The following is a 23,907-nucleotide window of genomic DNA, read 5'->3' as shown; positions in this document are numbered from 1 at the left end:
CGGCCCCGCCCGCGCCGGTCCCGGCTGCGCAGGCCGCGCCGCCCACCCCGACGCGCGGGCCGAACGCGGAGTCGGCACCGGATCCCGCACCGCAACCGCGCACGCGGCGCGAGGCGCGTGAAGCGGAGCAGCGCCGCGCTGCCCTGCTCGCACAGCAGGAACAACAGCAGGCGGCGACCGAGCCCGGTGTCGAGCAGGGCGCCCCGAAGTGGCCCGTTGCAGCGCAGCCGTACCCGTCGACGCCGTCGTACACGAGCCCGCAGCCCGTCGCCGCAGCGTCGGCCGTCCCCACGCAGCCGGCCGTGCACCACGCAGCGTCGCACCGGCTCGACCCGTCGTCGCCCGCTCTGGGGGAGTCGCGGCACGACGCGGAGCAGCAGTGGCCCGACACCCGCCTCGCGACGGAGCCGACGCGTGAGGATACGACCAGCCTGCTGCCCTGGCAGGAGGACTCCGACGACCCGTGGCAGGACGATCTCCACGACACGTCGCATGCGCGCCTGAGTCGCGCCGAGCGGCGCGCCCTGAAGCACGGCTACCACGACGACGAGGACCGGCCGAAGCGGAAGGGGCCATGGGGCTGCCTCGTCGGCCTGCTCGTCGTCGCGGCGCTCGGCGCGGGCGCGTTCTTCTTCCTGCAGGCGCCGGTGACCGCGCTCATCGAGCGGTTCCAGCCCGCGGCCGACTACTCCGGCTCCGGCACCGGCGAGGTCGTGTTCATGATCAACGAGGGCGACGGCGGCGACACGATCGCGGCCAACCTCGAGGCCGAGGGCGTCGTGGCCTCGGCCGAGGCGTTCACCGAGGAGGTCACGTCGCGCGGGTCGACGGTGACCTTCTACCCGGGCGCGTACCAGCTCGCGAAGGAGATGAGCGCCAAGGCGGCGCTGAACGCCCTGCTCGACCCCGCCAACAAGCTCGAGAACACCTTCGTCATCCAGGAGGGGCTGTGGGCGCGCGACGCGCTCGCTGCGGCATCCACTGCGACGGGAATCCCCGTCGCGGACCTCGAGGCCGCGGCAGCCGACCCGCAGGCGCTCGGACTGCCCGCCGAGGCGACGAGCGTCGAGGGCTTCCTGTTCCCTGCGACGTACACGTTCCCTCCCGACGTGACCGCTCAGCAGGTCGTGCAGACGCTCGTCGACCGGTCGATCCAGGCGCTCGACGAAGCCGGGGTGCCGCCCGAACAGCGGTGGCAGACCGTGGTGATCGCGTCGCTCATCGAGCGCGAGGCGGGCTCGGAGGAGGACGCGTACAAGGTCTCGCGCGTCATCCGGAACCGGCTCGACCCCGCGCAGTTCGAGAGCGGGCTCCTGCAGTTCGACTCGACAGTGCACTACGGCATCGGCGACGACTCGACCGTCGAGACCTCCGACGCCGAGCGCGCCGACGCGTCGAACCCGTACAACACGTACGTGCACCCGGGCCTGCCCCCGGGACCGATCGGCAACCCCGGCGACGTCGCGATCGACGCGGCCCTCCACCCCGCCGACGGCCCGTGGCTCTACTTCGTGACGGTGAACCTCGAGACCGGCGAGACCGTGTTCTCGGCCACCCTCGAGGAGCACGAGGCGGCCGTCGAGCAGTTCAACCAGTACCTGCAGGAGCACGGCGGATGACGACGCCGGACGTCGGTCGGCGTCGCCTCGCCGTGCTCGGGTCGCCGATCGCGCACTCGAAGAGCCCGCGACTCCATCGCGCCGCCTACGCGCTGCTCGGGCTGGACTGGAGCTACGAGACGGCGGAGGTGCCCTCGGGCACGCTCGCCGCGTTCCTCGACGGCATGGGCCCCGAGTGGCGCGGGCTCTCGCTGACGATGCCGCTCAAGCAGGAGGTGCTGCCGCACCTCGCCGAGACGGATCGCCTCGCCGCCCTCGCGGGCGCCGCCAACACGGTGCGCGTCGCCGACGACGGGCGGCTCCTCGGATTCAACACCGACATCGGCGGCATCATCGGCGCGCTCGCCGACGCGGGGGTCGACCGGGTGCGCCACGGCGTGCTCATCGGGGGCGGGGCCACCGCGGCATCCGCGCTCGTCGCGATGGCCGAGCTCGGCGCTGCGGAGGTGCGCGTGCACGTGCGCGACGCCGCCCGCGCCGCCGCGATCGTGGAGCTCGCCCCGAAGCTCGGGCTCGTCGTCGACGTGCGTCCCATCGCCGACCTCGCGAGCGCGGGCGAGGCCGAACTCGTCGTGAGCACGGTGCCCGGCGGCACCGACCTCGGCGTCGCGGCATCCGACGCGCTCGTCTCGACGGCCCCCCTGCTCGACGTGGCCTACGACCCGTGGCCCACGCGCCTCGCCGCCGACTGGCTCGCCCGCGACGGCCGGGTGGTGCACGGGCTGGGGATGCTGCTGCACCAGGCCCTGCTCCAGGTGCGCGTCTTCGTCTCGGGCGACCCCCTCGAGCCCCTGCCCGACGAGCAGGCCGTGCTCGAGGTCATGCGGAGATCGCTCGACTGACCCTGTGGAAGGGTGCGCGCGTCGTGCTCCCGTCATGCGGAGATCGCTCGACTGACCCTGTGAAAGGATGGTGGGCATGCTCCGTTGGCTCACCGCCGGAGAATCCCACGGGCCTGAGCTCGTGGCGATCCTCGAGGGACTTCCCGCCGGCATCCCCGTCTCGCTCGATGCGATCCGCGCCGATCTCGCGCGCCGCAAACTCGGCTACGGCCGCGGTGCGCGCATGAAGTTCGAGCAGGACGAGCTCGCGATCTCGGGCGGCGTGCGCCACGGCCTCACGCTCGGCAGCCCCGTCGCGCTGCGCGTCGGCAACACGGAGTGGCCGAAGTGGCAGGAGGTCATGAGCCCCGAGCCCGTGGACCCCGCTGCCATCGGCCGCGGTCGCGGTGCGCCACTCACGCGCCCGCGCCCGGGTCACGCCGACCTCGTGGGCATGCAGAAGTACGGCTTCGACGAGGCGCGCCCGGTGCTCGAACGCGCGAGCGCACGCGAGACCGCGGCGCGCGTCGCGCTCGGCGCGGTCGCGCGCTCGTTCCTCGCCGAGCTCGGCATCCGGCTCGTGTCGCACACCATCGCGATCGGTCCCGTGCGCGTGCCCGAGGGCCGCCCGCTGCCCGCGCCCGACGACGTCGATGCGCTCGACGCCGACCCGCTGCGCTGCTTCGACGCCGAGACCAGTGGCCGTATGGTCGCCGAGGTCGACGCCGCCCACAAGGACGGCGACACCCTCGGCGGCGTGGTCGAGGTGCTCGCCTACGGCCTCCCGCCGGGCCTCGGCTCCCACGTGCACTGGGATCGCCGCCTCGACGCGCAGCTCGCCGCGGCGCTCATGGGCATCCAGGCGATCAAGGGCGTCGAGGTCGGCGACGGCTTCCTCACGACGACCCGCCGCGGCTCGGCCGCGCACGACGAGCTCCACCTGGCCGACGGCCGCATCGCGCGCGCGAGCGATCGCGCGGGCGGCACCGAGGGCGGCATGTCCACCGGCACCGTGCTGCGCGTCCGCGCGGGCATGAAGCCCATCGCCACCATCCCGCACGCCCTGCCCACTGTCGACGTCGCCACGGGCGAGGCCGCACCGGCCCACCACCAGCGATCGGATGTCTGCGCGGTGCCCGCGGCCGGCGTGGTCGCCGAGGCGATGGTGGCACTCACGCTCGCGAACTCGGTGCTCGAGAAGTTCGGTGGCGACTCGGTCGCCGAGACGCGCCGCAACCTCGAGGGCTACCTCGCCGCGATCCCCGAGACGCTCGCGACCGAGGGCGCGTCGAGCGACTCCGCGGTCCGTGCCTGAGCACGCTCCGGTGCCGGCCGATCCGCGCGCTGGGGCGGCCGCGCCGCGACCGGTCCCGCTGCCGATCGTGCTCGTTGGGCCGATGGGCTCAGGCAAGTCGCGCGTCGGGGGCCGGCTCGCGGCATCCGTCGGCGCCCCCTTCGTCGACACCGACCAGCGCATCGTCGAGCGATACGGGCCCATCGACGAGATCTTCGCCCGCGAAGGCGAGGAGTACTTCCGCGTCATCGAGCGCGAGGTCGTCGCCGAGGCGCTGCGCGAGGACGCCGTCGTCTCGCTCGGCGGGGGAGCCGTGCTCGACGCCGACACGCGCGACGACCTGGAGCGGCTCGCCGTGGTCTGGCTGCAGGTCTCGCCCGAATCGGTGGCGCCCCGGCTCGCGGGCGGCAACCGGCCGCTCATCGCCGAGGGCGGGATCGAGCGCTGGGTCGACATCATGCAGGCGCGGCGACCACTGTACGAGGCGGTCGCCGGCCTCACCATCGACACCTCGCGTCGCTCGGTCGCGCGGATCGTCGACGAGATCACCGAGTGGGCTGGAGCACGGGCATGACCACGAACGACGAGGCGACGACGATCCACGTGGCGGGGTCCGAGGGCGGCCAGGCGGGCACCGGCGGCTACGACGTCGTGAACGGGCGCGGCGTGCTGTCGCGGCTCGCCGACGCGCTCGGCACCGCGCCCCGCAAGGTGCTCGTCGTGCACCCGCCGACGATGGCGGCCAGGGCCGCAGCCCTGCGCGAGACGCTCGCCGACCGCTACGAGGTGCTGCTCGCCGAGGTGCCCGACGCCGAGGCGGCCAAGCGGGTCGAGGTCGCGGCGTTCTGCTGGCAGATCCTCGGCCAGGCCGACTTCACCCGCAGCGACGCGATCGTGGGGTTCGGCGGCGGGGCGATCACGGATGTCGCGGGCTTCGTCGCCGCGACCTGGCTCCGCGGCGTGCGCATCGTGCAGGTGCCCACGACCGTGCTCGGCATGGTCGACGCGGCCGTCGGCGGCAAGACGGGCATCAACACGAACGAGGGCAAGAACCTCGTCGGCGTGTTCCACGCGCCGGCGGCCGTGCTGTGCGACCTCGAGCTGCTCGACACCCTGCCGCGCAACGAGATCCTCGCGGGCTTCGCCGAGATCGTGAAGGCCGGCTTCATCCGCTACCCCGAGATCCTCGACGTGATCGAGGCCGACCCGGATGCCGCGACCGACCCGACGACGCCGCAGTTCCGCCGCGTCGTGGAGCTCGCCGTGCAGATGAAGGCCGACGTCGTGGGCGAGGACTTCACCGAGCAGGGCCTGCGCGAGATCCTCAACTACGGCCACACCCTCGGCCACGCCGTCGAGCACGCCGAGCGCTACCAGTGGCGGCACGGCGCCGCGGTCGCGGTGGGCATGGCGTTCGCGGCGGAGCTCGGCCGCCTCTCGGGGCGGCTGAGCGACGAGGTCGCCGATCGCCACAAGCGCGTGCTCGACCTGCTGAGCCTGCCCACGAGCTACCCCGCGGGCCGCTGGAACACGCTCCTCGCCACGATGCAGCGAGACAAGAAGACCCGCGCCGGACAGCTGCGGTTCATCGTGCTCGACGACCTCGCGAAGCCCACCGTGATGCTCGCGCCCGACCAGTCCCTGCTGTTCGCGGCGTACCAGGAGATCGCGTCCTGACGCTGCGGCGCCCGGGCTCGCGACGCGGGCCCCGCGCGGCTCCTCGATCCGCAGGCGTCGCTAGGCTTCGAGCATGACGACGATCCTCGTGCTGAACGGACCGAACCTCGGGCGCCTGGGCTCTCGCGAGCCCGAGGTGTACGGATCGGAGACGCTCGCCGACATCGGCGCAGGGCTCGCGGCATCCGTGCCCGACGACATCGAGATCGACCTGCGCCAGACCGACGACGAGGCCGAGCTCATCGGCTGGATCCACGAGGCCGTCGACCGCCGGCTGCCGGTCGTGCTCAACCCCGCCGCGTTCACCCACTACAGCTACGCGCTGCGGGATGCCGCGGCGCAGCTGAAGACGGCGGGCGTGCCGCTCATCGAGGTGCACCTCTCGAACCCGCACGCGCGCGAGGCGTTCCGGCACACGAGCGTCATCTCGGGGGTCGCGACGGGGGTCATCGCGGGCTTCGGATCGGACTCGTACCGGCTCGCGGTGGACTGGCTCCTGCGGGCCCGGTGAGGGTCGACTACACTCGATAGGTCGCACGCGCCTTCTCGCGTGCCTGAGACTTTCCCTTCGATCGATCGGATCCACCCCCATGGCAAGCACCGCGGACATCAAGAACGGCGTCGTCCTCTCCATCGACGGCCAGCTCTGGAGCGTCATCGAGTTCCAGCACGTCAAGCCCGGCAAGGGCGGCGCGTTCGTCCGCACGAAGCTCAAGAACGTCGTCACCGGCAAGGTCGTCGACCGCACCTACAACGCGGGCGCCAAGGTCGACATCGAGAACGTCGACCGTCGTGACTTCACCTACCTCTACAACGACGGCGACGGATTCGTGTTCATGGACGCGACCGACTACGACCAGCTCACCGTTCCGGCCAACGTCGTCGGCGACGCCGCCAACTTCATGCTCGAGAACCAGTCGGTCACGATCGCGCTCAACAACGGCAACCCGCTCTACGTCGAGCTGCCCGCATCCGTCGTGCTCGAGATCACCTACACGGAGCCCGGCCTGCAGGGCGACCGCTCGACCGGCGGCACCAAGCCCGCCACCGTCGAGACCGGCTACGAGATCCAGGTGCCGCTCTTCCTCGAGACCGGCACGAAGGTCAAGGTCGACACCCGCACGGGCGACTACCTCGGCCGCGTGAACGACTAGTGAGCGCCCGCACCAAGGCGCGCAAGCGGGCGCTCGACCTGCTCTACGCGGCCGACATGCGCCAGGTACCCGTCGAGCAGATGCTCGCCGTCGAGGCCGAGCGCGCGGTGAACGAGCCGGAACGCCAGGCGTCGTGGCTGTACGCCCGCGAGATCGTCGACGGCATCGTCGACCACCGCGCCGAGATCGACGAGCTCATCGAGACGCACTCGCGCGGCTGGACCCTCGACCGCATGCCCGCGGTCGACCGCGCACTCCTGCGCATCGGCGTGTGGGAGATCGTCTACAACGACGCGGTGCCCGACCCGGTCGCCATCTCCGAGGCGGTGGAGGCGGCGACGGTGCTGTCGACCGACGACTCCGCCGGCTTCGTGAACGGCCTGCTCGCGGCGATCTCGCACTCGAAGGGCTGATCCGGCGAGGGGGTCAGCCGCGGCCGACGAGCCGGAGCGTGTGCTCGACGACCTCCCGTGGCCCGTCGTGGCCGCGGAGCTCCGCCCCGAGGCGTTCGGCGTTGCGCCGGAATGCGGGTTCCTGCGACACCCGGCGCCAGGCGCGGAGCACGGCGCTCGCGCTCGGCCGCCCCGTTCGCAGGTCCACGCCCGCGCCCGCCCACGCGACTCGCGCCGCGATCTCCGGCTTGTCGAGGTCGCCGCCGGCCACGATGAGCGGGATGCCGTGCGACAGCGCCGCGAGCACGCCGCCCCACCCGCCGTTGGTGACCATGACGTCGACCCGGGGGAGGAGCACGGCGTAGTCGATCAGCCCCGCGACAAAGGCGTTCGGCGGCACGGGGAAGGCGAATCCCGGCACCTCTGCCCTGCCGGTCGTCGCGACGACCGAGACCGGCTGGCGGCCGAGCGCGGAGAGAGCCGGCCGGATCAGGTCGTCGGGGTCGACGTTGAGCGTGCCCTGGGTGACGTGCACGATCGGGCGGTCGGGAGGCAGGTCGGCCCACCAGTCGGGCTCGAGCCCCCGCGCGGCGCCCGTCGGCGTGAGCGATCCCACGAACTCGACTCGGGTCGGGTAGCCGGTTCGCGGGTACTCGAGCGACGGCACGCCGGTCGCGCACACGAGTGACGGCGAGTACCACGCCTGCTCGAACCGGACCCCGGAGACGTCGAGGCCCGACGCCGCGCGCTGCTCGAGGTAGGCGCGTCGCATCCCGCGCGTCGCGAGCGGCACCGCTCGTCGCAGGAGTCGGTCGCGCACCCGCCCCAACGGGCCGCGTGCGGGCCGGATCCCGAGTCCGGGCGGTGGCAGGTCGTCGCTGGGGATGCTGAGCGGCACGATGCTCACCGTCACCCACGGCGTCGCGGTGCGCTCCGAGGCGAGGTGCGCTCCGAGGCTGAGGCCGTCGGCGACGATGACGTCCCACGGGCGCCGGCGGAACTCGGCGACGAGATCGTCGCCCTGCGCCGCCGCCGTGCCGATGAACACCTCGCGCACGTTCGCGAGCATCTGGCGCGGCCCCTTGCGGCCGCGCAGCACGGGGAAGGTGGCCGCGAGGTCGCCCTCGTCGAAGTCCGGGGCGCGCACCCAGGGGACGATGTCGGCTCCGATCGCGGCGAACCGGGCCGCGTGGCGGGAGCCGGTGTACACGCGCACCGCATGCCCTGCCTCGAGGAACGCCGAGGCGACCGCTGCGAGCGGCGCGACGTGGCCCGCGAAGGGCATGGCGGCGATCATGACGTCGGCCATGGTCGATCCCATCACGGAGAGCGCACCGCGAGCACCCCCCGAACGGGGCGGTCGGCGGCCGCGCGATCCGGCGTCGACGCTGCCGGTCCGCCCAGCGCGCGCAACGCGGCATCCGCTCGGCGAACCCGCTGGTAGGATCGGGGAAACGGCAACCTTGAAGCCCGTCCTGTGAGGCGGAGAAGGGAGTCTGCATGGCTGTGCGCACCGTGCTGCAGCAGGCTGACATCGATCGGGCGCTCACTCGCATCGCCCACGAGATCCTCGAGTCGAATCGCGGGGCCGACGGCCTCGTCCTCCTCGGCATTCCCACCCGTGGCGTCGTGCTCGCCGAGCGGCTCGCCGCGAGCATCGGCCGCATCGCGGCATCCGACGTGCCGGCCGGCGCACTCGACGTGACCATGTACCGCGACGACCTCGGCCGGAACCCGGTGCGTGCGCCCCGGCCCACGTCGCTGCCCGCGGGCGGGATCGACGGCGCCACCGTCGTGCTCGTCGATGACGTGCTCTACTCGGGTCGCACGATCCGCGCCGCCTTCGACGCGCTCTCCGACCTCGGCCGCGCCCGCGCGGTGCGGCTGGCCGTGCTCGTCGACCGCGGGCACCGCGAGTTCCCGATCCGCGCCGACTTCGTGGGCAAGAACCTCCCAAGCTCCACGCGCGAGCGCATCAACGTGCACCTGCACGAGATCGACGGCGACGACGCCGTCACGATCGACGGCGGCGATGCGGACGTCGCGAGCGCCGCCGATGCGGCGGAAGCGGGACGCGACGCATGAGGCACCTGCTGAGCACCCGCTCCCTCTCGCGCGACGACGCGATCGCCCTGCTCGACGTCGCCGAGGACATGGCGGCCGTGCAGGAGCGCGAGGTGAAGAAGCTCCCGACGCTGCGCGGCAAGACCGTCGTGAACCTGTTCTTCGAGGATTCGACGCGCACGCGCATCTCGTTCGAGGCCGCCGCGAAGCGACTCTCGGCCGACGTCATCAACTTCAGCGCCAAGGGCTCGAGCGTCTCGAAGGGCGAGAGCCTCAAGGACACCGCGCAGACGCTGCAGGCGATGGGCGCCGACGGCGTCGTCATCCGCCACCCCGCCTCGGGCGCGCCGCAGACCCTGGCGATGAGCGGCTGGATCGACGCAGGCGTCGTGAACGCGGGCGACGGCACCCACGAGCACCCCACCCAAGCCCTCCTGGACGCGTTCACGATGCGTCGCCGCCTGCACGGCGCGGCCTCGCGCGGCCGCGACCTCGGCGGCGTGCGCGTCGTCATCGTCGGGGACATCCTGCACTCCCGCGTCGCCCGGTCGAACGTGTGGCTGCTCGCGACCCTCGGCGCCGAGGTGACCCTCGTCGCCCCGCCGACGCTCGTGCCGGTGGACGTGTCGGGCTGGCCGGCATCCATCGGCTACGACCTCGACGCGGCCCTCGCGACCATGCCCGACGTCGTGATGATGCTGCGAATCCAGGCGGAGCGCATGCAGGGGGCGTTCTTCCCGAACAGCCGCGAGTACGCGCGCACGTGGGGCCTCGACGACGCCCGGTTCGCCCAGCTGCCCACGACTACGATGGTCATGCACCCCGGCCCCATGAATCGCGGGCTGGAGATCGCAGCGCGCGCCGCGGACTCCCCGCAGTCGACGGTGCGCGAGCAGGTCGCGAACGGAGTATCAGTGAGAATGGCCGCCCTCTACCTCCTGCTGTCCGGCGAACGGGAGGTGGCCCGATGAGCGAGCGCTTCCTGATCACCGGGGCGCAGCTGCCGAGCGGGGAGCGCACCGACCTGCTGCTCGACGGCGGCGTGATCGCCGAGGTCGGCAGCATCGCGGATGCCGCGGGCGCGACCGTCGTCGACGCCGCGGGCCTCATCGCCCTCCCGGGTCTCGTCGACCTGCACACGCACCTGCGCGAGCCCGGCTACGAGCAGAGCGAGACGGTGCTCACGGGCACGCAGGCCGCCGCAGCCGGAGGCTTCACCGCCGTCTTCGCGATGGCGAACACCTCGCCCGTCGCCGACACCGCCGGTGTCGTCGAGCAGGAGCTCTCGCTCGGCCGTGCCGCGGGCTACGCCACGGTGCAGCCGATCGGCGCCGTCACCGTGGGCCTGAAGGGCGAGCAGCTCGCCGAGCTCGGGGCCATGGCGCAGTCGCGCGCCCGGGTGCGCGTGTTCTCCGACGACGGGTTCTGCGTCTTCGACCCGCTGCTCATGCGCCGCGCGCTCGAGTACGTGAAGGCCTTCGACGGCGTCATCGCGCAGCACGCGCAGGAGCCGCGCCTCACGCAGGGCGCGCAGATGAACGAGGGCGCACTGTCGGGCGAGCTCGGCCTGGCCGGCTGGCCCGCGGTGGCCGAGGAGTCGATCATCGCGCGCGACGTGCTCCTCGCCGAGCACGTCGGCTCGCGCCTGCACGTGTGCCACGTCTCCACGGCGGGCTCGGTCGAGGTCGTCCGCTGGGCGAAGGCCCGGGGCATCGACGTGACCGCCGAGGTGACGCCGCACCACCTGCTGCTCACCGAGGAGCTCGTGGCGTCGTACGATCCGCGTTTCAAGGTGAACCCGCCGCTGCGCCGCGCCGAAGACGTCGAGGCGCTGCGCGCCGCGCTCGCCGACGGCACGATCGACATCGTCGCCACCGACCACGCCCCGCACCCGATCGAGGCGAAGGAGTGCGAGTGGGATGCGGCGGCCAACGGCATGGTCGGACTCGAGTCCGCGCTCTCGGTCGTGCACGCGGCGATGGTCGACACCGGCCTCATCGGCTGGGCGGATGTCGCGCGCGTGCTGTCGGAGACCCCGGCCCGCATCGGCCGGCTCGCCGGCCACGGCGCCCCGATCGCCGTGGGCGCTCCCGCGGAGCTCACCCTCTACGACCCGAGCGCCTCAGCCGAGTTCGACCTCGCCCGGCTCGCCGGCCGCAGCGTGAACTCGCCGTACCTCGGCCGCACCCTGCCCGGACGCGTGGTCGCGACCTTCCACCAGGGTTACGCGACGCTGCTCGACGGCGCCGTGCGGCCCGCCGACGAGGTCGCGCGGCACGCCGCCGAGCGCTTGGAGGTGCTCCGTGGATAAGCTCCCCGGCCTCCTCGTCGCGGTCGCGGTCGTCGCCCTGGCCGCGTGGCTCATGTGGCGATCGTGGCGGCGCCGCACGGTGCGCGACGCGTCGCTCGGCGCGTATCCCGTGCCGGCGACGCTCGGCGCAGCATCCGTCGGCACCGAGGCGCTCTACGTCGCGACGACGCCCGAGGGGCAGCCGCTCGAGCGGCTCGCCGTCGAGGGGCTCGCGTTCCGCGGGTCTGCCCGGCTCGAGATCGTGCCCGAGGGCGTGCTCATCCGCATCGCGGGGGAGTCGACGAGCTTCATCCCGCGGGAGCAGCTCGTCGGGGCGGGCGTGGCCACGTACGCCATCGACCGCGGCGTCGAGCCCGAGGGCCTCGTCGCGATCACCTGGATCGTGCGGCAGACCGGCGCCGACGACGAGACTCCCGCGCCCCGCGTGGACAGCTACCTGCGAGCCCGCTACGCGGGCGACTCGGCGACCATCATCGCCGCCGTCAACGACATCGCCGCCGCGCCTGCCGCGCAGCGGCCGGAACTGGAGAGTGAGGCCTCGGATGACTGAGACCCCCATCATCGGCGACGACGTCGCCGTGCTTGTACTGGAGGACGGGACCCGCTACGAGGGTCGCGCCTACGGCGCCCGCGGACGCACGCTCGGCGAGGCGGTGTTCGCCACCGGCATGACCGGGTACCAGGAGACGCTCACGGACCCGTCGTACGCGGGCCAGATCGTGCTCATGACCGCGCCCCACATCGGCAACACGGGGATGAACGACGTCGACATGGAGTCGTCTCGCATCTGGGTCGCCGGCTTCGTCGTGCGCGACCCCTCCCGCGTCGTGTCGAACTTCCGCTCCCAGCGCAGCCTCGACGACGACCTCGCCGCGGCCGGCATCGTCGGCATCAGCCGCATCGACACGCGTGCGGTCACGCGCCGCATCCGCTCCGGCGGCGCCATGCGCGCCGGCATCTTCTCCGGCCCCGACGCGCTCCTCTCCGCGGGCGAGCAGCTCGAGCTGGTGCGCAGCGGCGCCGAGATGACCGGCCAGAACCTCTCCGGCACCGTGTCCACCACCGAGCCCTACCGCCTCGAGGCGCACGGCGAGCGGGTCGGAACGGTCGCCGTGCTCGACCTCGGCGTGAAGACCTCGACGCTCAACTACCTCGCCGAGCGCGGCTTCGACGTGCACGTGCTGCCGCAGACCGTCACGGCCGAGGAGATCCTCGAGATGCACCCCGACGCGCTGTTCTTCTCGAACGGTCCGGGCGACCCCGGGGCATCCGACCGCCACGTCGAACTGCTGCGCACGACGCTGCGCGCCGGGGTGCCTTACTTCGGCATCTGCTTCGGCAACCAGCTGCTCGGGCGCGCCCTCGGGTTCGGCACCTACAAGCTCCCGTTCGGCCACCGCGGCATCAACCAGCCGGTGCTCGACAAGTCCACCGGACGCGTCGAGATCACCGCGCACAACCACGGCTTCGCCGTCGACGCGCCCATCGACCGGGTCAGCGACTCGAGCGAGGGCTTCGGCCGCGTCGAGGTGAGCCACTACGACCTCAACGACAACGTCGTGGAGGGGCTCAACTGCCTCGACATCCCCGCGTTCTCGGTGCAGTACCACCCCGAGTCGGCGGCCGGCCCGCACGACGCGAACTACCTCTTCGACCGGTTCCGCGACATGGTCATCGCGAGCAAGGAGAACAACGCCTGATGCCCAAGCGCGACGACATCAACAGCGTCCTCGTCATCGGGTCCGGCCCGATCGTCATCGGACAGGCGGCCGAGTTCGACTACTCGGGCACCCAGGCCTGCCGGGTGCTGCGCGCGGAGGGCGTTCGCGTCATCCTCGTGAACCCCAACCCGGCCACGATCATGACCGACCCCGACTTCGCCGACGCGACCTACGTCGAGCCGATCACGCCCGACATCATCGAGTCGATCATCATCAAGGAGCGGCCGGATGCGGTGCTCCCCACGCTCGGCGGCCAGACGGCGCTCAACGCGGCGATCGCGCTGCACGACGCGGGCATCCTCGAGAAGCACGGCGTGGAGCTCATCGGCGCCAAGGTCGAGGCCATCCGCAAGGGCGAGGACCGACAGCTCTTCAAGGACCTCGTGATCGAGGCGGGGGCGGATGTCGCCCGCTCGCACGTCGCGAAGACGCTCGAGCAGGCGAAGGAGTTCGCGCTCGACCTCGGCTACCCGCTCGTCGTGCGCCCCTCGTTCACCATGGGCGGCCTCGGCTCGGGGTTCGCGTACACCGAGGAGGACCTCGTGCGCATCGTGACGCAGGGCCTGCACGACTCGCCGACGAGCGAGGTGCTCCTCGAGGAGTCGATCCTCGGCTGGAAGGAATACGAGCTCGAGCTCATGCGCGACACGGCCGACAACACGGTCGTGGTCTGCTCGATCGAGAACGTCGACCCCGTCGGCGTGCACACGGGCGACTCGATCACCGTCGCCCCGGCGCTCACCCTCACCGACCGCGAGTACCAGAAGCTCCGCGACATCGGCATCGACATCATCCGCGCCGTGGGCGTCGACACCGGCGGCTGCAACATCCAGTTCGCCGTCGACCCCGCCGACGGCCGCATCATCGTCATCGAGATGAACCCGCGGGTCTCCCGCTCGTCGGCGCTCGCGTCGAAGGCTACGGGCTTCCCGATCGCGAAGATCGCGGCGAAGCTCGCGATCGGCTACCGCCTCGACGAGATCCCGAACGACATCACGAAGGTGACGCCGGCGAGCTTCGAGCCGACGCTCGACTACGTCGTCGTCAAGGTGCCGCGGTTCGCGTTCGAGAAGTTCCCGGCCGCCGACCCCACGCTCACGACCACCATGAAGTCGGTCGGCGAGGCGATGGCGATCGGCCGCAACTACGCGACGGCGCTGCAGAAGGCCCTCCGCTCGCTCGAGAAGCGCGGCTCGTCGTTCCACTGGGGCGACGAGGACCGCACCGCCGAGGAGCTCCTCGAGGCGTCGCGCATCCCCACCGACGGGCGCATCGTGCTCGTGCAGCAGGCGCTGCGCAAGGGCGCCACGGTCGAGCAGGCGTTCGAGGCCACGAAGATCGACCCGTGGTTCCTCGACCAGATCGCGCTCATCAACGAGGTCGCCGAGACCGTGGCATCCGCCGAGAACCTCGACCACGACCTGCTGCTGCTCGCGAAGGACCACGGGTTCTCCGACGCCCAGATCGGGCAGCTGCGCGGATTCGGCGAGGCCGACGCCCGCGAGGTGCGGCACATCCTCGGCATCCGACCGGTCTACAAGACGGTGGACACGTGCGCGGGCGAGTTCCCGGCGCTCACGCCGTACCACTACTCGAGCTACGACTTCGAGACCGAGGTCGAGCCCTCCGACCGCAGGAAGGTCGTGATCCTCGGCTCGGGTCCCAACCGCATCGGGCAGGGCGTCGAGTTCGACTACTCGTGCGTGCACGCCTCGTTCGCGCTGTCGGCGGCCGGGTACGAGACGATCATGATCAACTGCAACCCCGAGACGGTCTCGACCGACTACGACACGAGCGACCGGCTCTACTTCGAGCCGCTCACCCTCGAGGACGTGCTCGAGGTCATCCATGCGGAGTCGCAGACGGGCGAGCTCGTCGGCGTCGTGGTGCAGCTCGGCGGGCAGACGGCCCTCGGCCTCGCGAAGGGCCTCGAGGCGGCCGGCGTGCCGATCCTCGGCACCACGCCCGACGCGATCGACCTCGCCGAGGAGCGCGGCCTGTTCTCCGGCATCCTCGACACGGCGGGCCTGCTCGCCCCGAAGAACGGCACGGCGATCGACCTGCCCGGCGCGGTGCACATCGCCGAGGGCATCGGCTACCCGGTGCTCGTGCGCCCGAGCTACGTGCTCGGCGGCCGCGGCATGGAGATCGTCTACGACAGCCCGTCGCTCGCCGACTACTTCGCGCGCATCGAGGGCCAGGGCATCGTCGGCCCGAGCCACCCGCTGCTCGTCGACCGCTTCCTCGACGACGCCATCGAGATCGACGTCGACGCCCTCTACGACGGCACCGAGCTCTACATCGGCGGCGTCATGGAGCACATCGAGGAGGCCGGCATCCACTCGGGCGACTCGAGCTGCACCCTGCCGCCCGTCACCCTCGGCCGCGCCGAGATCGACCGGGTGCGCGAGGCGACGCGTGCGATCGCCGAGGGCATCGGCGTGCAGGGCCTGCTCAACGTGCAGTTCGCGATCGGCGCGGGCGTGCTCTACGTGCTCGAGGCGAACCCGCGGGCCAGCCGCACCGTCCCGTTCGTGTCGAAGGCGCTCGGCATCCCGCTCGCGAAGGCGGCGTCGCGCATCATGGTCGGCGCGTCGATCCGCGAGCTCGTCGAGGAGGGCATGCTCCCGCCGTCCGACGGCTCGCGCGTGCCGTTCGACTCGCCGGTCGCGGTCAAGGAGGCCGTGCTCCCGTTCCACCGCTTCCGCACGCGCGAGGGCATCATGGTCGACTCGGTGCTCGGCCCCGAGATGCGCTCGACGGGCGAGGTGATGGGCATCGACAAGGACTTCCCGACCGCGTTCGCCAAGAGCCAGCTCGCGGCCTACGGCGGCATGCCGCTGTCGGGCACCGTGTTCGTATCGGTCTCCGACCGCGACAAGCGGGCGATCATCCTCCCCGTGCTGCGGATGCAGCAGCTCGGCTACGACATCGTCGCCACCGAGGGCACCGCCGAGGTCCTCCGCCGCAACGGCATCCTCGCGGACGTCGTGCTGAAGTACAGCGAGAAGACCGGCGAGGACGCGACCTCGGTCGTCGAGCTCATCCACCGCGGCGAGGTCGGCGTCGTCATCAACACCCCGAGCGGGCGCTCGGCCCGCGCCGACGGGTACGAGATCCGGGCCGCCGCGGTCGCCGCCGACATCCCGCTGTTCACGACGATCGCCGAGCTCTCGGCCGCCGTCGCGTCGCTCGATGCCGTGCGCACCGGGTTCGAGGTGACGAGCCTGCAGGAGTACGCACGACGCCGGGAGGTGCACGCGTGACCGACGCGCTGTCGTTCGGCGAGCGGCTCGACCTCGTCTTCGCCGCCTACGGTCGCCTGTGCGTGGGCATCGACCCGCACGCCGCCCTCCTCGACCGGTGGGGGCAACCCGATTCCGCCGAGGGCGCCCGGGAGTTCGGCGTCCGCGTCGTCGAGGCGGCCGCCGGTCGCGTCGGCATCGTCAAGCCGCAGGTCGCCTTCTTCGAGCGCCACGGCGCTGCGGGCTACGCCGCCCTCGAGCGGGTGCTCGCCGAGGCGCGCGACGCGGGCCTCCTCGTCATCGCCGACGCGAAGCGGGGCGACATCGGCACGAGCGTCGAGGCCTACGGCGACGCCTGGTTGCGGCCGGGCTCCCCGCTCGAGGCCGACGCCATGACGATCAGCGCGTTCCAGGGCCTCGGCTCGATCGAGCAGGTCATGCACCGGGCGGATGCCACGGGCAAGGGCCTGTTCGTGCTCGCCGCGACGTCCAACCCCGAGGCCGCCGCGATCCAGCGGGCCGTGCTGCAGCAGTCGAGCCGCGCGGGCGCGACGGTCGCCGCGGCGATCTGCTCGGCGGTCTCCGAGTGGAACCGCAGCAGGCCGGATGCCGCGAGCCGACCCGTCGGCTCGATCGGCGTCGTGCTCGGCGCCACCGTCGACCTGCGCGCCGCCGGCCTCGACATCGAATCCGAGCCGGTGCGCCCGCTCATGCCGGTGCTCGCGCCGGGCTTCGGCCACCAGGGCGGTGAGCTCTCCGAGCTCCGGGGGACCTTCCGCTCCCTGTCGGCGGGCGTCATCGTGAGCGAGTCCCGCTCGATCCTGTCCGCCGGTCCCGACGGGATCGTCGACGAGATCGCGCGCCGCGTCGACGAGATCGGAGCGATCGGTGTCTGAGCCCCGCACGAGCACTCCGCCCGAGGTGGACCGGGTCGCGGCATCCCGGGCCGCCGTCGCCGCGCGCCGTGCCCGAGCGGCGGTGAAGGCCGAGATCGCGGCCGGCACCCGCAGCCCGCTCGACGTGCTTCGGGTCGCCTACGAGGACCCCGAGGGCGTCGAGGGGCGGATCCGCGTCACCGAGTTCCTCGTGTCGATCCCCGCGATCGGTCAGACCAAGTGCACGCGCATCATGGAGGAGCTCCAGATCTCCCCGTCCAAGCGGCTCGGCGGCCTCGGTCGCCTGCAGCGCCGGCGCCTGCGCGAGTTCACCGCCGACTGGGTCGCCGACCACGGCGGCACGGGCGACCGGCTCGTCGTGCTCGCCGGACCGACCGCGGTCGGCAAGGGGACCGTCGCCGCCCACATCCGCACGCACCACCCCGAGGTGCGCCTGTCGGTCTCGGCGACCACGCGCGCCCCGCGGCCCGGCGAGGTCGAGGGGGAGAGTTACTTCTTCGTCGACGACGCCGAGTTCGACCGCATGATCGCCGCGGGCGAGCTCCTCGAGTGGGCGACCGTGCACAATGCGCACCGCTACGGCACGCCCCGGCGCGCCGTGGAGGAGGCGATCGCCGCGGGCCACAGCGTGCTGCTCGAGATCGACATCCAGGGCGCCCGGTCGGTGCGCCGCGCGATGCCCGACGCGACGCTCGTGTTCCTGCTGCCGCCGTCGTGGGACGAGCTCGTGCGCCGTCTGGTCGGCCGCGGCACCGAGAGCGCCGCCGAGCAGCAGCGCCGGCTCGAGACCGCGAAGGTCGAATTGGCGGCGGTCGACGAGTTCGATCACCAGGTGGTGAACGTCGAGGTCGGCGAGGCCGCGCAAAAGGTCGTAGACTTGATGCGGCCTCGCAAGGGTCGGCGTCATGCTGCCCTTCGGCAAGATCTTCCGCGCACCGAGGTTGCGCCGCAATCCTAAGGAGTCACTCCATGGCTGAGAAGCTGTCCGGCATCATCGACCCGCCCATCGACGACCTGCTCTCGAAGGTCGACTCGAAGTACCAGCTCGTCATCTTCGCGTCGAAGCGCGCGCGCCAGATCAACGACTACTACGCCGACCTCCACGAGGGCAGCCTGTTCGACAACGTGGGCCCGCTGGTCGACTCCTCGATCGACGACAAGCCGCTCTCGGTCGCGCTCCACGAGATCAACGAGGACAAGCTCCGCCTCCGCCCCATCGGCGAGTAGCCGGCAGGCACGGATGACGCCGCTGAACATCGTCGTCGGCATCTCCGGCGGCATCGCGGCGTACAAGGCCGTGGGCGTCGTGCGGGCGCTCGTGCTCGCCGGACACGACGTGCACGTCGTCCCGACCAAGGCGGCCCTGCGGTTCGTCGGCCGCCCGACGCTCGAGGCGATCTCGCGCAACCCCGTGCACGTCGACCTCTACGAGGGCGTCGACGAGGTGCGCCACGTCGCCATCGGGCAGGCCGCCGACCTCATCGTCATCGCACCGGCCACCGCGAACACCATCGCCAAGCTCGCGCACGGCCTCGCCGACGACCTGCTCGGCAACACCGTGCTCGCGAGCGAGGCGCCCCTCGTCATCGCCCCGGCGATGCACACCGAGATGTGGCGGCATCCGGCCACGCAGGCGAACGTCGCGACGTTGCGCGAACGCGGCGTCACGATCGTCGGGCCGGCGGTGGGCCAGCTCACGGGCGCCGACAGCGGTCCCGGCCGCATGGAGGAGCCCGACGCCATCGTGCGGGCGGCCCTCGATCGCGTCGCCGACGTCTCCGGTGCCGTTCCCGCGCAGGACCTGGCCGGTCGTCGGGTGGTCGTGTCGGCGGGCGGCACCCGCGAACCGCTCGACCCCGTCCGCTTCCTCGGCAACCGCTCGAGCGGCAAGCAGGGCATCGCGATCGCCGAGGCGGCGCGGGCCCGTGGCGCCGCCGTCACGCTCGTCGCGGCGAACCTCGAGGTCGCCGAGCCCGCAGGCTGCGACATCCGCCGGGTCTCGACGGCGATGGAGCTCCGCGAGGCCGTGGCCGATGCGGCGGCGGGCGCCGACGTCGTGGTGATGGCCGCGGCCGTCGCCGACTACCGGCCCGCCTCCGTCAGCGAGGCGAAGCTCAAGAAGGAGCCGGGCGACGGCGGGCTCACGCTCGAGCTCGTGCGCAATCCCGACATCCTCGCCGAGCTGGGTCATGCGCCGCACGACGGAACGCTGCTCGTCGGCTTCGCCGCCGAGACCGAGCCCGACGGCGCGCGGCTCCTCGAGCTCGGCCGCGCCAAGCGCGCGGCGAAGGGCGCCGACCTCCTCGTGGTGAACCGCGTCGGCTGGAACGAGGGCTTCGCAGGCGACGACAACGCGGTCGTCGTCATCGACCGACACGGAGAGGTCGTCGCATCCGCCGAGGGCAGCAAACTGTCAGTGGCGCACGCCATGCTCGACGTGATCGTCGCCCAGCTCGCCGATGCCCCCGACCGCACCACGAAGGAACACGACCCCGCATGAGCGCTCTCCGTCTGTTCACGTCCGAATCCGTGACCGAGGGGCACCCCGACAAGATCTGCGACCAGATCTCCGACTCGATCCTCGACGCGCTGCTCGCGGTCGACCCGAACGCCCGCGTCGCCGTCGAGACGCTCGTCACCACGGGCCTCGTGCACGTCGCCGGCGAGGTGAGCACCTCGGGCTACGTCGAGATCCCGGCGATCGTGCGCGAGCGCGTCACCTCGATCGGCTACGACTCCTCCGACGTGTGGTTCGACGGTCGCTCGTGCGGCGTCTCCGTCTCGATCGGCGGCCAGTCGCCCGACATCGCCCAGGGCGTCGACCACGCGTTCGAGGCGCGCGAGGGCTCGAGCCTCGACGCACTCGACCAGCAGGGCGCCGGCGACCAGGGCATCATGTTCGGCTACGCGACCCGCGAGACGCCCGAGCTCATGCCCGTGCCCATCTGGCTCGCGCATCGACTCGCCGAGCGGCTCGCCGCCGTACGCAAGCAGGGCGAGCTCGACTACCTCCGGCCCGACGGCAAGACCCAGGTCACCGTGGGCTACGAGGGCCAGGTGCCGCGCACCATCGAGACGGTCGTGCTCTCGACGCAGCACTCGCCGCAGGTCTCCACCGAGCAGTTGCGCTCCGAGGTCGAGGAGCTCGTGATCCGGCCCGTGCTCGACCTCGTCGAGCTCGCGCGCCCCGAACTGAAGGTGCTCATCAACCCCACCGGCCGGTTCGAGATCGGCGGACCGCAGGGCGACGCCGGCCTCACCGGCCGCAAGATCATCATCGACACCTACGGCGGCGCGAGCCGGCACGGCGGCGGTGCCTTCAGCGGCAAGGACCCCTCGAAGGTCGACCGCTCCGCGGCGTACGCGATGCGCTGGGTCGCGAAGAACGCGGTCGCCGCCGGACTCGCCGATCGCCTCGAGATCCAAGTGGCGTACGCGATCGGCGCGGCATCGCCCGTCGGGCTCTACGTCGAGACGTTCGGCACCGGCCACGTGCCCGACGAGCGCATCATCGCGGCGATCCGCGAGGTCTTCGACCTGCGTCCCGCGGCGATCATCCGCGATCTCGACCTGCTGCGCCCGATCTACGCGCAGACGGCGACGTACGGCCACTTCGGCCGCGAGCTGCCCGACTTCACCTGGGAGCGGCTCGACCGCGTCGACGACCTCCGCACCGTCGCCGGCATCTGACATGGCGGCCGGTCCGGTCGCCAGGGTGCTCGTCGATTCGCCGCTGCCGCAGCTCGACCAGCTCTTCGACTACCGCGTACCCGAACGCCTGGCCGGCCAGGTCGTCGCCGGGATGCGGGTGCGCGTCCCGCTCCGCTCGGGCGGCCGCATCGCCCAGGCCTGGGTGATCGAGCTCGCCGAGACGAGCGAGTTCCCGGGCGAGCTCAGCGAGGTCGAAGACGTCGTCGGAGAGGTGCCGCTGCTCGCGCCCGAGGTCTGGGCGCTCGCGCGCGCGGCGGCCGACCGGGCGGCGGGCAACGCGAGCGACATCCTGCGCGTCGCGATCCCCAACCGGTACGTGCGCGTCGAACGCGCCTGGCGTGCCGCCGAACCCGACCCGGGCCCGCTGCCGACGGTGGTGCCGCCGATCGCCGGGTACGCCGCGGGCGAGGTCGAGCGGCGCCTGGCGGCGGGCGACCGCTTGGCGCTCCCCGCCGATCCCCGGCCCGTACGACTGCCGAGCGGCGTCTGGGTGGGCGCCTGGGCGGTCGCCCTCGCCCAGGCGGCGGCGCACGTGCTCGCGGCCGACCGCTCGAGCCTGCTCGTGGTGCCCGACTACCGCGACGAGGAGCAGCTCGAGGCCGCGCTGCACGCCCTCGTCGACGAGCGGCGGGTGCTGCGCGCCGACGCGCGCCAGCCGGGCGGCGAGCGGTACCGCGCGTTCCTCGCCGCATCCGGCGCCGACGCGCGCATCGTCATCGGCAACCGGTCCACCGTCTACTCGCCCGCCGCGCGCCTCGGCCTCATCGCGATGTGGGACGACGGGGACCCGCTGCAGTCGGAGCCGCTCGCACCGGGCGTGCACCCGCGCGACGCGGCCCTCATCCGCCAGGAGCAGTCGGGTGCGGCGCTCGTCTTCGCGGGCCACACCCGCAGCGTCGAGGTCGAGCGGCTGGTCGCGATCGGCTGGGTGCACGCGATCGAGGCCGTGAAGCAGACGCGACCCCGGGTCGTGCTCACCGAGCAGCAGTTCGCGCCCGAGTCGGGCGCCGCTCGCATCCCCTCCTCGGCGTGGCGGGGCGCGCAGGAGGCGCTCGCCGCCGGTCCCGTGCTCGTCCAGGTCGCGCGGCCCGGCCACTCGCCGATGCTCGTGTGCGACCGGTGCCGTGAGCCCGCGCGCTGCACCGCGTGCGGCGGTGCGCTCATGGTCCCGCGCGACGGGGGCGTGCCGCGGTGCACGCTGTGCGGCACCCCGGCCCACTCCTGGACGTGCCCCGTGTGCGAGGGCACCGCGCTGCGGGCCGCCGTGGTGGGCGCGAGCCGCACCGCGGAGGAACTCGGCAGGGCCTTCCCGCGCACCCGCGTGGTGCTCTCCGACGGCGAGCGCCCGCTCACCCGGGTCGGCCCCGAGCCCGCGCTCGTCGTCGCCACCCGTGGCGCCGAGCCGATCGCCGAGGGCGGCTATCGCGCCGTGCTCCTCCTCGACGGCGAGCGGATGCTGCTGCGCGAGTCGCTGCGCGTCGCCGAGGACTGCCTGCGCTGGTGGACGAACGCCGCGGCGCACGCGGCGCCGGGTGCGCCGGTGTACCTCGTGGGCGTGTCCGGACCGCTGGCCACGGCGCTCGCGACGTGGAGCCCCGCCGAATGGGCGGAGGCCGAACTGGCCGCACGCCGTTCGCTTCGATTCCCTCCTGCCGTGCGGGTCGCGAGCGTGACCGCGGCGCACGACCGGGTGGCCCAGGCGATCGACGCCGTGACGGCGCTGGGCGACGGCATCGACGTGCTCGGCCCGACGCCCGTCGACGACGGGCTCGAGCGCGCGATCGTGCGGTTCGACTACGCGGCGGGGGCGAAGGTCGCGAACGCCCTGCGGGCCGAGATGGTGCGCACCGCGACCGAACGTCGTCGTCCCGTCGCCGGCAGGCGTCCGGCGCGGCCGCCCGTGCTGCGCGTGCGGTTCGACGACCCGTCGGTGCCGTAGCGGGGACCGTCGCGGGGCACGCCGGCTCGCACGGCGGCCGCACGCGGCATCCGTCCGGCGCACCCTGCGAGAATGGAGTGTGCAGCAGCTCCGGATCGTCTTCGCAGGCACCCCCGAACCGGCCGTCCCGAGCCTCGAGCGGCTCGTCGCGAGCGGCCACGAGGTCGTCGCCGTGGTCACGCGTCCGCCGGCCCCGCTGGGCCGCAAGCGGGTCCTCACCCCGTCGCCCGTCGCGCAGGCGGCCGAGCGGCTCGGCGTCCACGTCATCGACGCGGCGCGACTCGACGCCGACGCGACGGGGCGCATCGCCGCGCTGCGGCCGGATCTCGGCGTCATCGTGGCGTACGGCGGCCTCGTGCGGGAGCCGCTGCTCTCGACGCCCGCGCACGGCTGGATCAACCTCCACTTCTCGCTGCTGCCCGCGTGGCGCGGCGCCGCTCCCGTGCAGCACGCGCTCATCGCGGGCGACGAGGAGACGGGGGCCGCGGTGTTCCGGCTGGTTCCCGAGCTCGACGCGGGCGACGTCTACGCCACCACGCGCCGGCCGGTCGCACCGGGGGAGACCGCAGGCCAGCTGCTCGACTCGCTCGCGCACGACGGCGCCGAGCTCCTCGCCTCCGTGGTCGACGGCATCGCCGACGGCACCGCGATGGCCGTTCCCCAGCAGGGCGAGCCGACGTTCGCGCCCAAGCTCACGATCGACGACGCGCGCCTCGACTGGACGCAGCCCGTCGCGGCCGTCGACGCCCGGTTCCGCGGCGTCACGCCCGAACCGGGGGCGCACACCGAGGTCGACGGCGTGCGCGTGAAGGTGCTCGAGGCGCGCATCGCCGACGAGGCTCCGGATGCCGCGGCGCCCGCGCCCGCATCGGGGCGCACGCCGGGCGTCGTGCGCCTCGACGCCAAGCGCGTGCTCGTCTCCGCCGCCGACGGCGACCTCGAGCTCGTGCGCGTGCAGCCCGCCGGACGCACCGCGATGCCCGCCGCCGACTGGTGGCGCGGGCTCGGCGTCGCTCAGGCGGTCGCGCGATGAGCGGCGCGGGCGGCGGCGTCACTGGCGGGG

22 protein-coding genes are annotated in these 23,907 nt (G+C 72.9%); 21 read left to right on the top strand and 1 reads right to left on the bottom strand.

Annotated elements, in window-relative coordinates:
* The 8 genes from mltG to nusB all read left to right on the top strand — a co-directional run.
* A partial coding sequence (gene mltG / locus EDM22_RS20115; protein ID WP_245989500.1) for an endolytic transglycosylase MltG occupies positions 1–1,619 on the top strand: 1,619 nt, incomplete at its 5' end.
* Positions 1,616–2,461 (top strand): shikimate dehydrogenase, encoded by an 846-nt coding sequence (locus tag EDM22_RS17000; RefSeq protein ID WP_122938271.1) that lies wholly within the window; start codon positions 1,616–1,618, stop codon positions 2,459–2,461. The genes mltG and EDM22_RS17000, both read left to right, overlap by 4 nt.
* 76 nt (positions 2,462–2,537) lie before the next feature.
* Positions 2,538–3,755 carry a chorismate synthase gene (aroC, locus tag EDM22_RS16995; RefSeq protein ID WP_122938270.1) on the top strand — a complete coding sequence of 406 codons (1,218 nt, stop codon included), beginning with the start codon at positions 2,538–2,540 and terminating at the stop codon, positions 3,753–3,755.
* 82 nt (positions 3,756–3,837) lie between these two features.
* Positions 3,838–4,308, top strand: coding sequence for a shikimate kinase (locus EDM22_RS16990; protein WP_170964184.1), 471 nt, complete (start codon positions 3,838–3,840; stop codon positions 4,306–4,308).
* Positions 4,305–5,411, top strand: a complete 1,107-nt coding sequence (aroB, locus tag EDM22_RS16985; RefSeq protein ID WP_122938274.1) for a 3-dehydroquinate synthase — start codon at positions 4,305–4,307, stop codon at positions 5,409–5,411. The genes EDM22_RS16990 and aroB overlap by 4 nt, the downstream gene beginning before the upstream one ends.
* A gap of 73 nt (positions 5,412–5,484) precedes the next feature.
* Positions 5,485–5,922, top strand: coding sequence for a type II 3-dehydroquinate dehydratase (locus EDM22_RS16980; protein ID WP_122938269.1), 438 nt, complete (start codon positions 5,485–5,487; stop codon positions 5,920–5,922).
* Between the two features lie 79 nt (positions 5,923–6,001).
* A complete protein-coding gene (gene efp, locus EDM22_RS16975; protein ID WP_122938268.1) occupies positions 6,002–6,565 on the top strand; it encodes an elongation factor P in 564 nt (187 codons plus the stop codon).
* Positions 6,565–6,978 (top strand): transcription antitermination factor NusB, encoded by a 414-nt coding sequence (nusB, locus tag EDM22_RS16970; protein WP_122938267.1) that lies wholly within the window; start codon positions 6,565–6,567, stop codon positions 6,976–6,978. Before efp ends, nusB begins: the two co-directional genes overlap by 1 nt.
* A gap of 13 nt (positions 6,979–6,991) precedes the next feature.
* Here the strand turns inward: nusB and EDM22_RS16965 are convergent, their stop codons facing one another.
* Positions 6,992–8,266, bottom strand: a complete 1,275-nt coding sequence (locus EDM22_RS16965; RefSeq protein ID WP_170964183.1) for a glycosyltransferase — start codon at positions 8,264–8,266, stop codon at positions 6,992–6,994.
* 191 nt (positions 8,267–8,457) lie between these two features.
* Between EDM22_RS16965 and pyrR the strand changes: the two genes are divergently transcribed.
* The 13 genes from pyrR (at position 8,458) to fmt (ending at position 23,877) form a co-directional block, all read left to right on the top strand.
* Positions 8,458–9,042 carry a bifunctional pyr operon transcriptional regulator/uracil phosphoribosyltransferase PyrR gene (gene pyrR / locus EDM22_RS16960; RefSeq protein WP_122938265.1) on the top strand — a complete coding sequence of 195 codons (585 nt, stop codon included), beginning with the start codon at positions 8,458–8,460 and terminating at the stop codon, positions 9,040–9,042.
* On the top strand, positions 9,039–9,992 hold the full coding sequence (locus tag EDM22_RS16955; RefSeq protein ID WP_122938264.1) for an aspartate carbamoyltransferase catalytic subunit: 954 nt from the start codon (positions 9,039–9,041) through the stop codon (positions 9,990–9,992). Before pyrR ends, EDM22_RS16955 begins: the two co-directional genes overlap by 4 nt.
* Positions 9,989–11,332, top strand: coding sequence for a dihydroorotase (locus EDM22_RS16950; RefSeq protein ID WP_122938263.1), 1,344 nt, complete (start codon positions 9,989–9,991; stop codon positions 11,330–11,332). The genes EDM22_RS16955 and EDM22_RS16950 overlap by 4 nt, the downstream gene beginning before the upstream one ends.
* Positions 11,325–11,882, top strand: coding sequence for a PH-like domain-containing protein (locus EDM22_RS16945; protein WP_122938262.1), 558 nt, complete (start codon positions 11,325–11,327; stop codon positions 11,880–11,882). Before EDM22_RS16950 ends, EDM22_RS16945 begins: the two co-directional genes overlap by 8 nt.
* Positions 11,875–13,032 (top strand): glutamine-hydrolyzing carbamoyl-phosphate synthase small subunit, encoded by a 1,158-nt coding sequence (carA, locus tag EDM22_RS16940; protein ID WP_170964182.1) that lies wholly within the window; start codon positions 11,875–11,877, stop codon positions 13,030–13,032. The genes EDM22_RS16945 and carA overlap by 8 nt, the downstream gene beginning before the upstream one ends.
* Entirely contained in the window at positions 13,032–16,319 is a 3,288-nt protein-coding gene (gene carB / locus EDM22_RS16935) for a carbamoyl-phosphate synthase large subunit (RefSeq protein ID WP_122938261.1), read from the top strand. Before carA ends, carB begins: the two co-directional genes overlap by 1 nt.
* The gene (gene pyrF / locus EDM22_RS16930) at positions 16,316–17,194 is read left to right on the top strand and encodes an orotidine-5'-phosphate decarboxylase (protein WP_170964181.1); all 879 of its coding nucleotides are present in this window, start codon (positions 16,316–16,318) and stop codon (positions 17,192–17,194) included. Before carB ends, pyrF begins: the two co-directional genes overlap by 4 nt.
* Positions 17,187–18,152 (top strand): guanylate kinase, encoded by a 966-nt coding sequence (gmk, locus tag EDM22_RS16925; protein WP_122938260.1) that lies wholly within the window; start codon positions 17,187–17,189, stop codon positions 18,150–18,152. The genes pyrF and gmk overlap by 8 nt, the downstream gene beginning before the upstream one ends.
* A gap of 11 nt (positions 18,153–18,163) precedes the next feature.
* Positions 18,164–18,421: a DNA-directed RNA polymerase subunit omega gene (gene rpoZ, locus EDM22_RS16920; RefSeq protein WP_067947279.1), complete on the top strand. Its 258-nt coding sequence runs from the start codon at positions 18,164–18,166 to the stop codon at positions 18,419–18,421.
* Between the two features lie 22 nt (positions 18,422–18,443).
* Complete coding sequence (gene coaBC / locus EDM22_RS16915; RefSeq protein ID WP_212591981.1) at positions 18,444–19,694, top strand: bifunctional phosphopantothenoylcysteine decarboxylase/phosphopantothenate--cysteine ligase CoaBC; 1,251 nt, start codon at positions 18,444–18,446, stop codon at positions 19,692–19,694.
* Entirely contained in the window at positions 19,691–20,884 is a 1,194-nt protein-coding gene (metK, locus tag EDM22_RS16910) for a methionine adenosyltransferase (RefSeq protein ID WP_122938258.1), read from the top strand. Before coaBC ends, metK begins: the two co-directional genes overlap by 4 nt.
* A 1-nt stretch (position 20,885) precedes the next feature.
* Positions 20,886–22,844 carry a primosomal protein N' family DNA-binding protein gene (locus EDM22_RS16905; protein WP_122938257.1) on the top strand — a complete coding sequence of 653 codons (1,959 nt, stop codon included), beginning with the start codon at positions 20,886–20,888 and terminating at the stop codon, positions 22,842–22,844.
* Positions 22,845–22,923: 79 nt separating this feature from the next.
* Entirely contained in the window at positions 22,924–23,877 is a 954-nt protein-coding gene (gene fmt / locus EDM22_RS16900; protein WP_122938256.1) for a methionyl-tRNA formyltransferase, read from the top strand.
* Positions 23,878–23,907 lie beyond the last annotated feature (30 nt).

It is taken from the genome of Agromyces tardus (genome assembly GCF_003710805.1).
In the GTDB taxonomy this organism is placed as follows: Bacteria; Actinomycetota; Actinomycetes; order Actinomycetales; family Microbacteriaceae; genus Agromyces; species Agromyces tardus.
Note: the sequence above shows the minus strand (reverse complement) of the source record. Positions and strands in the feature narration are given on the sequence as shown.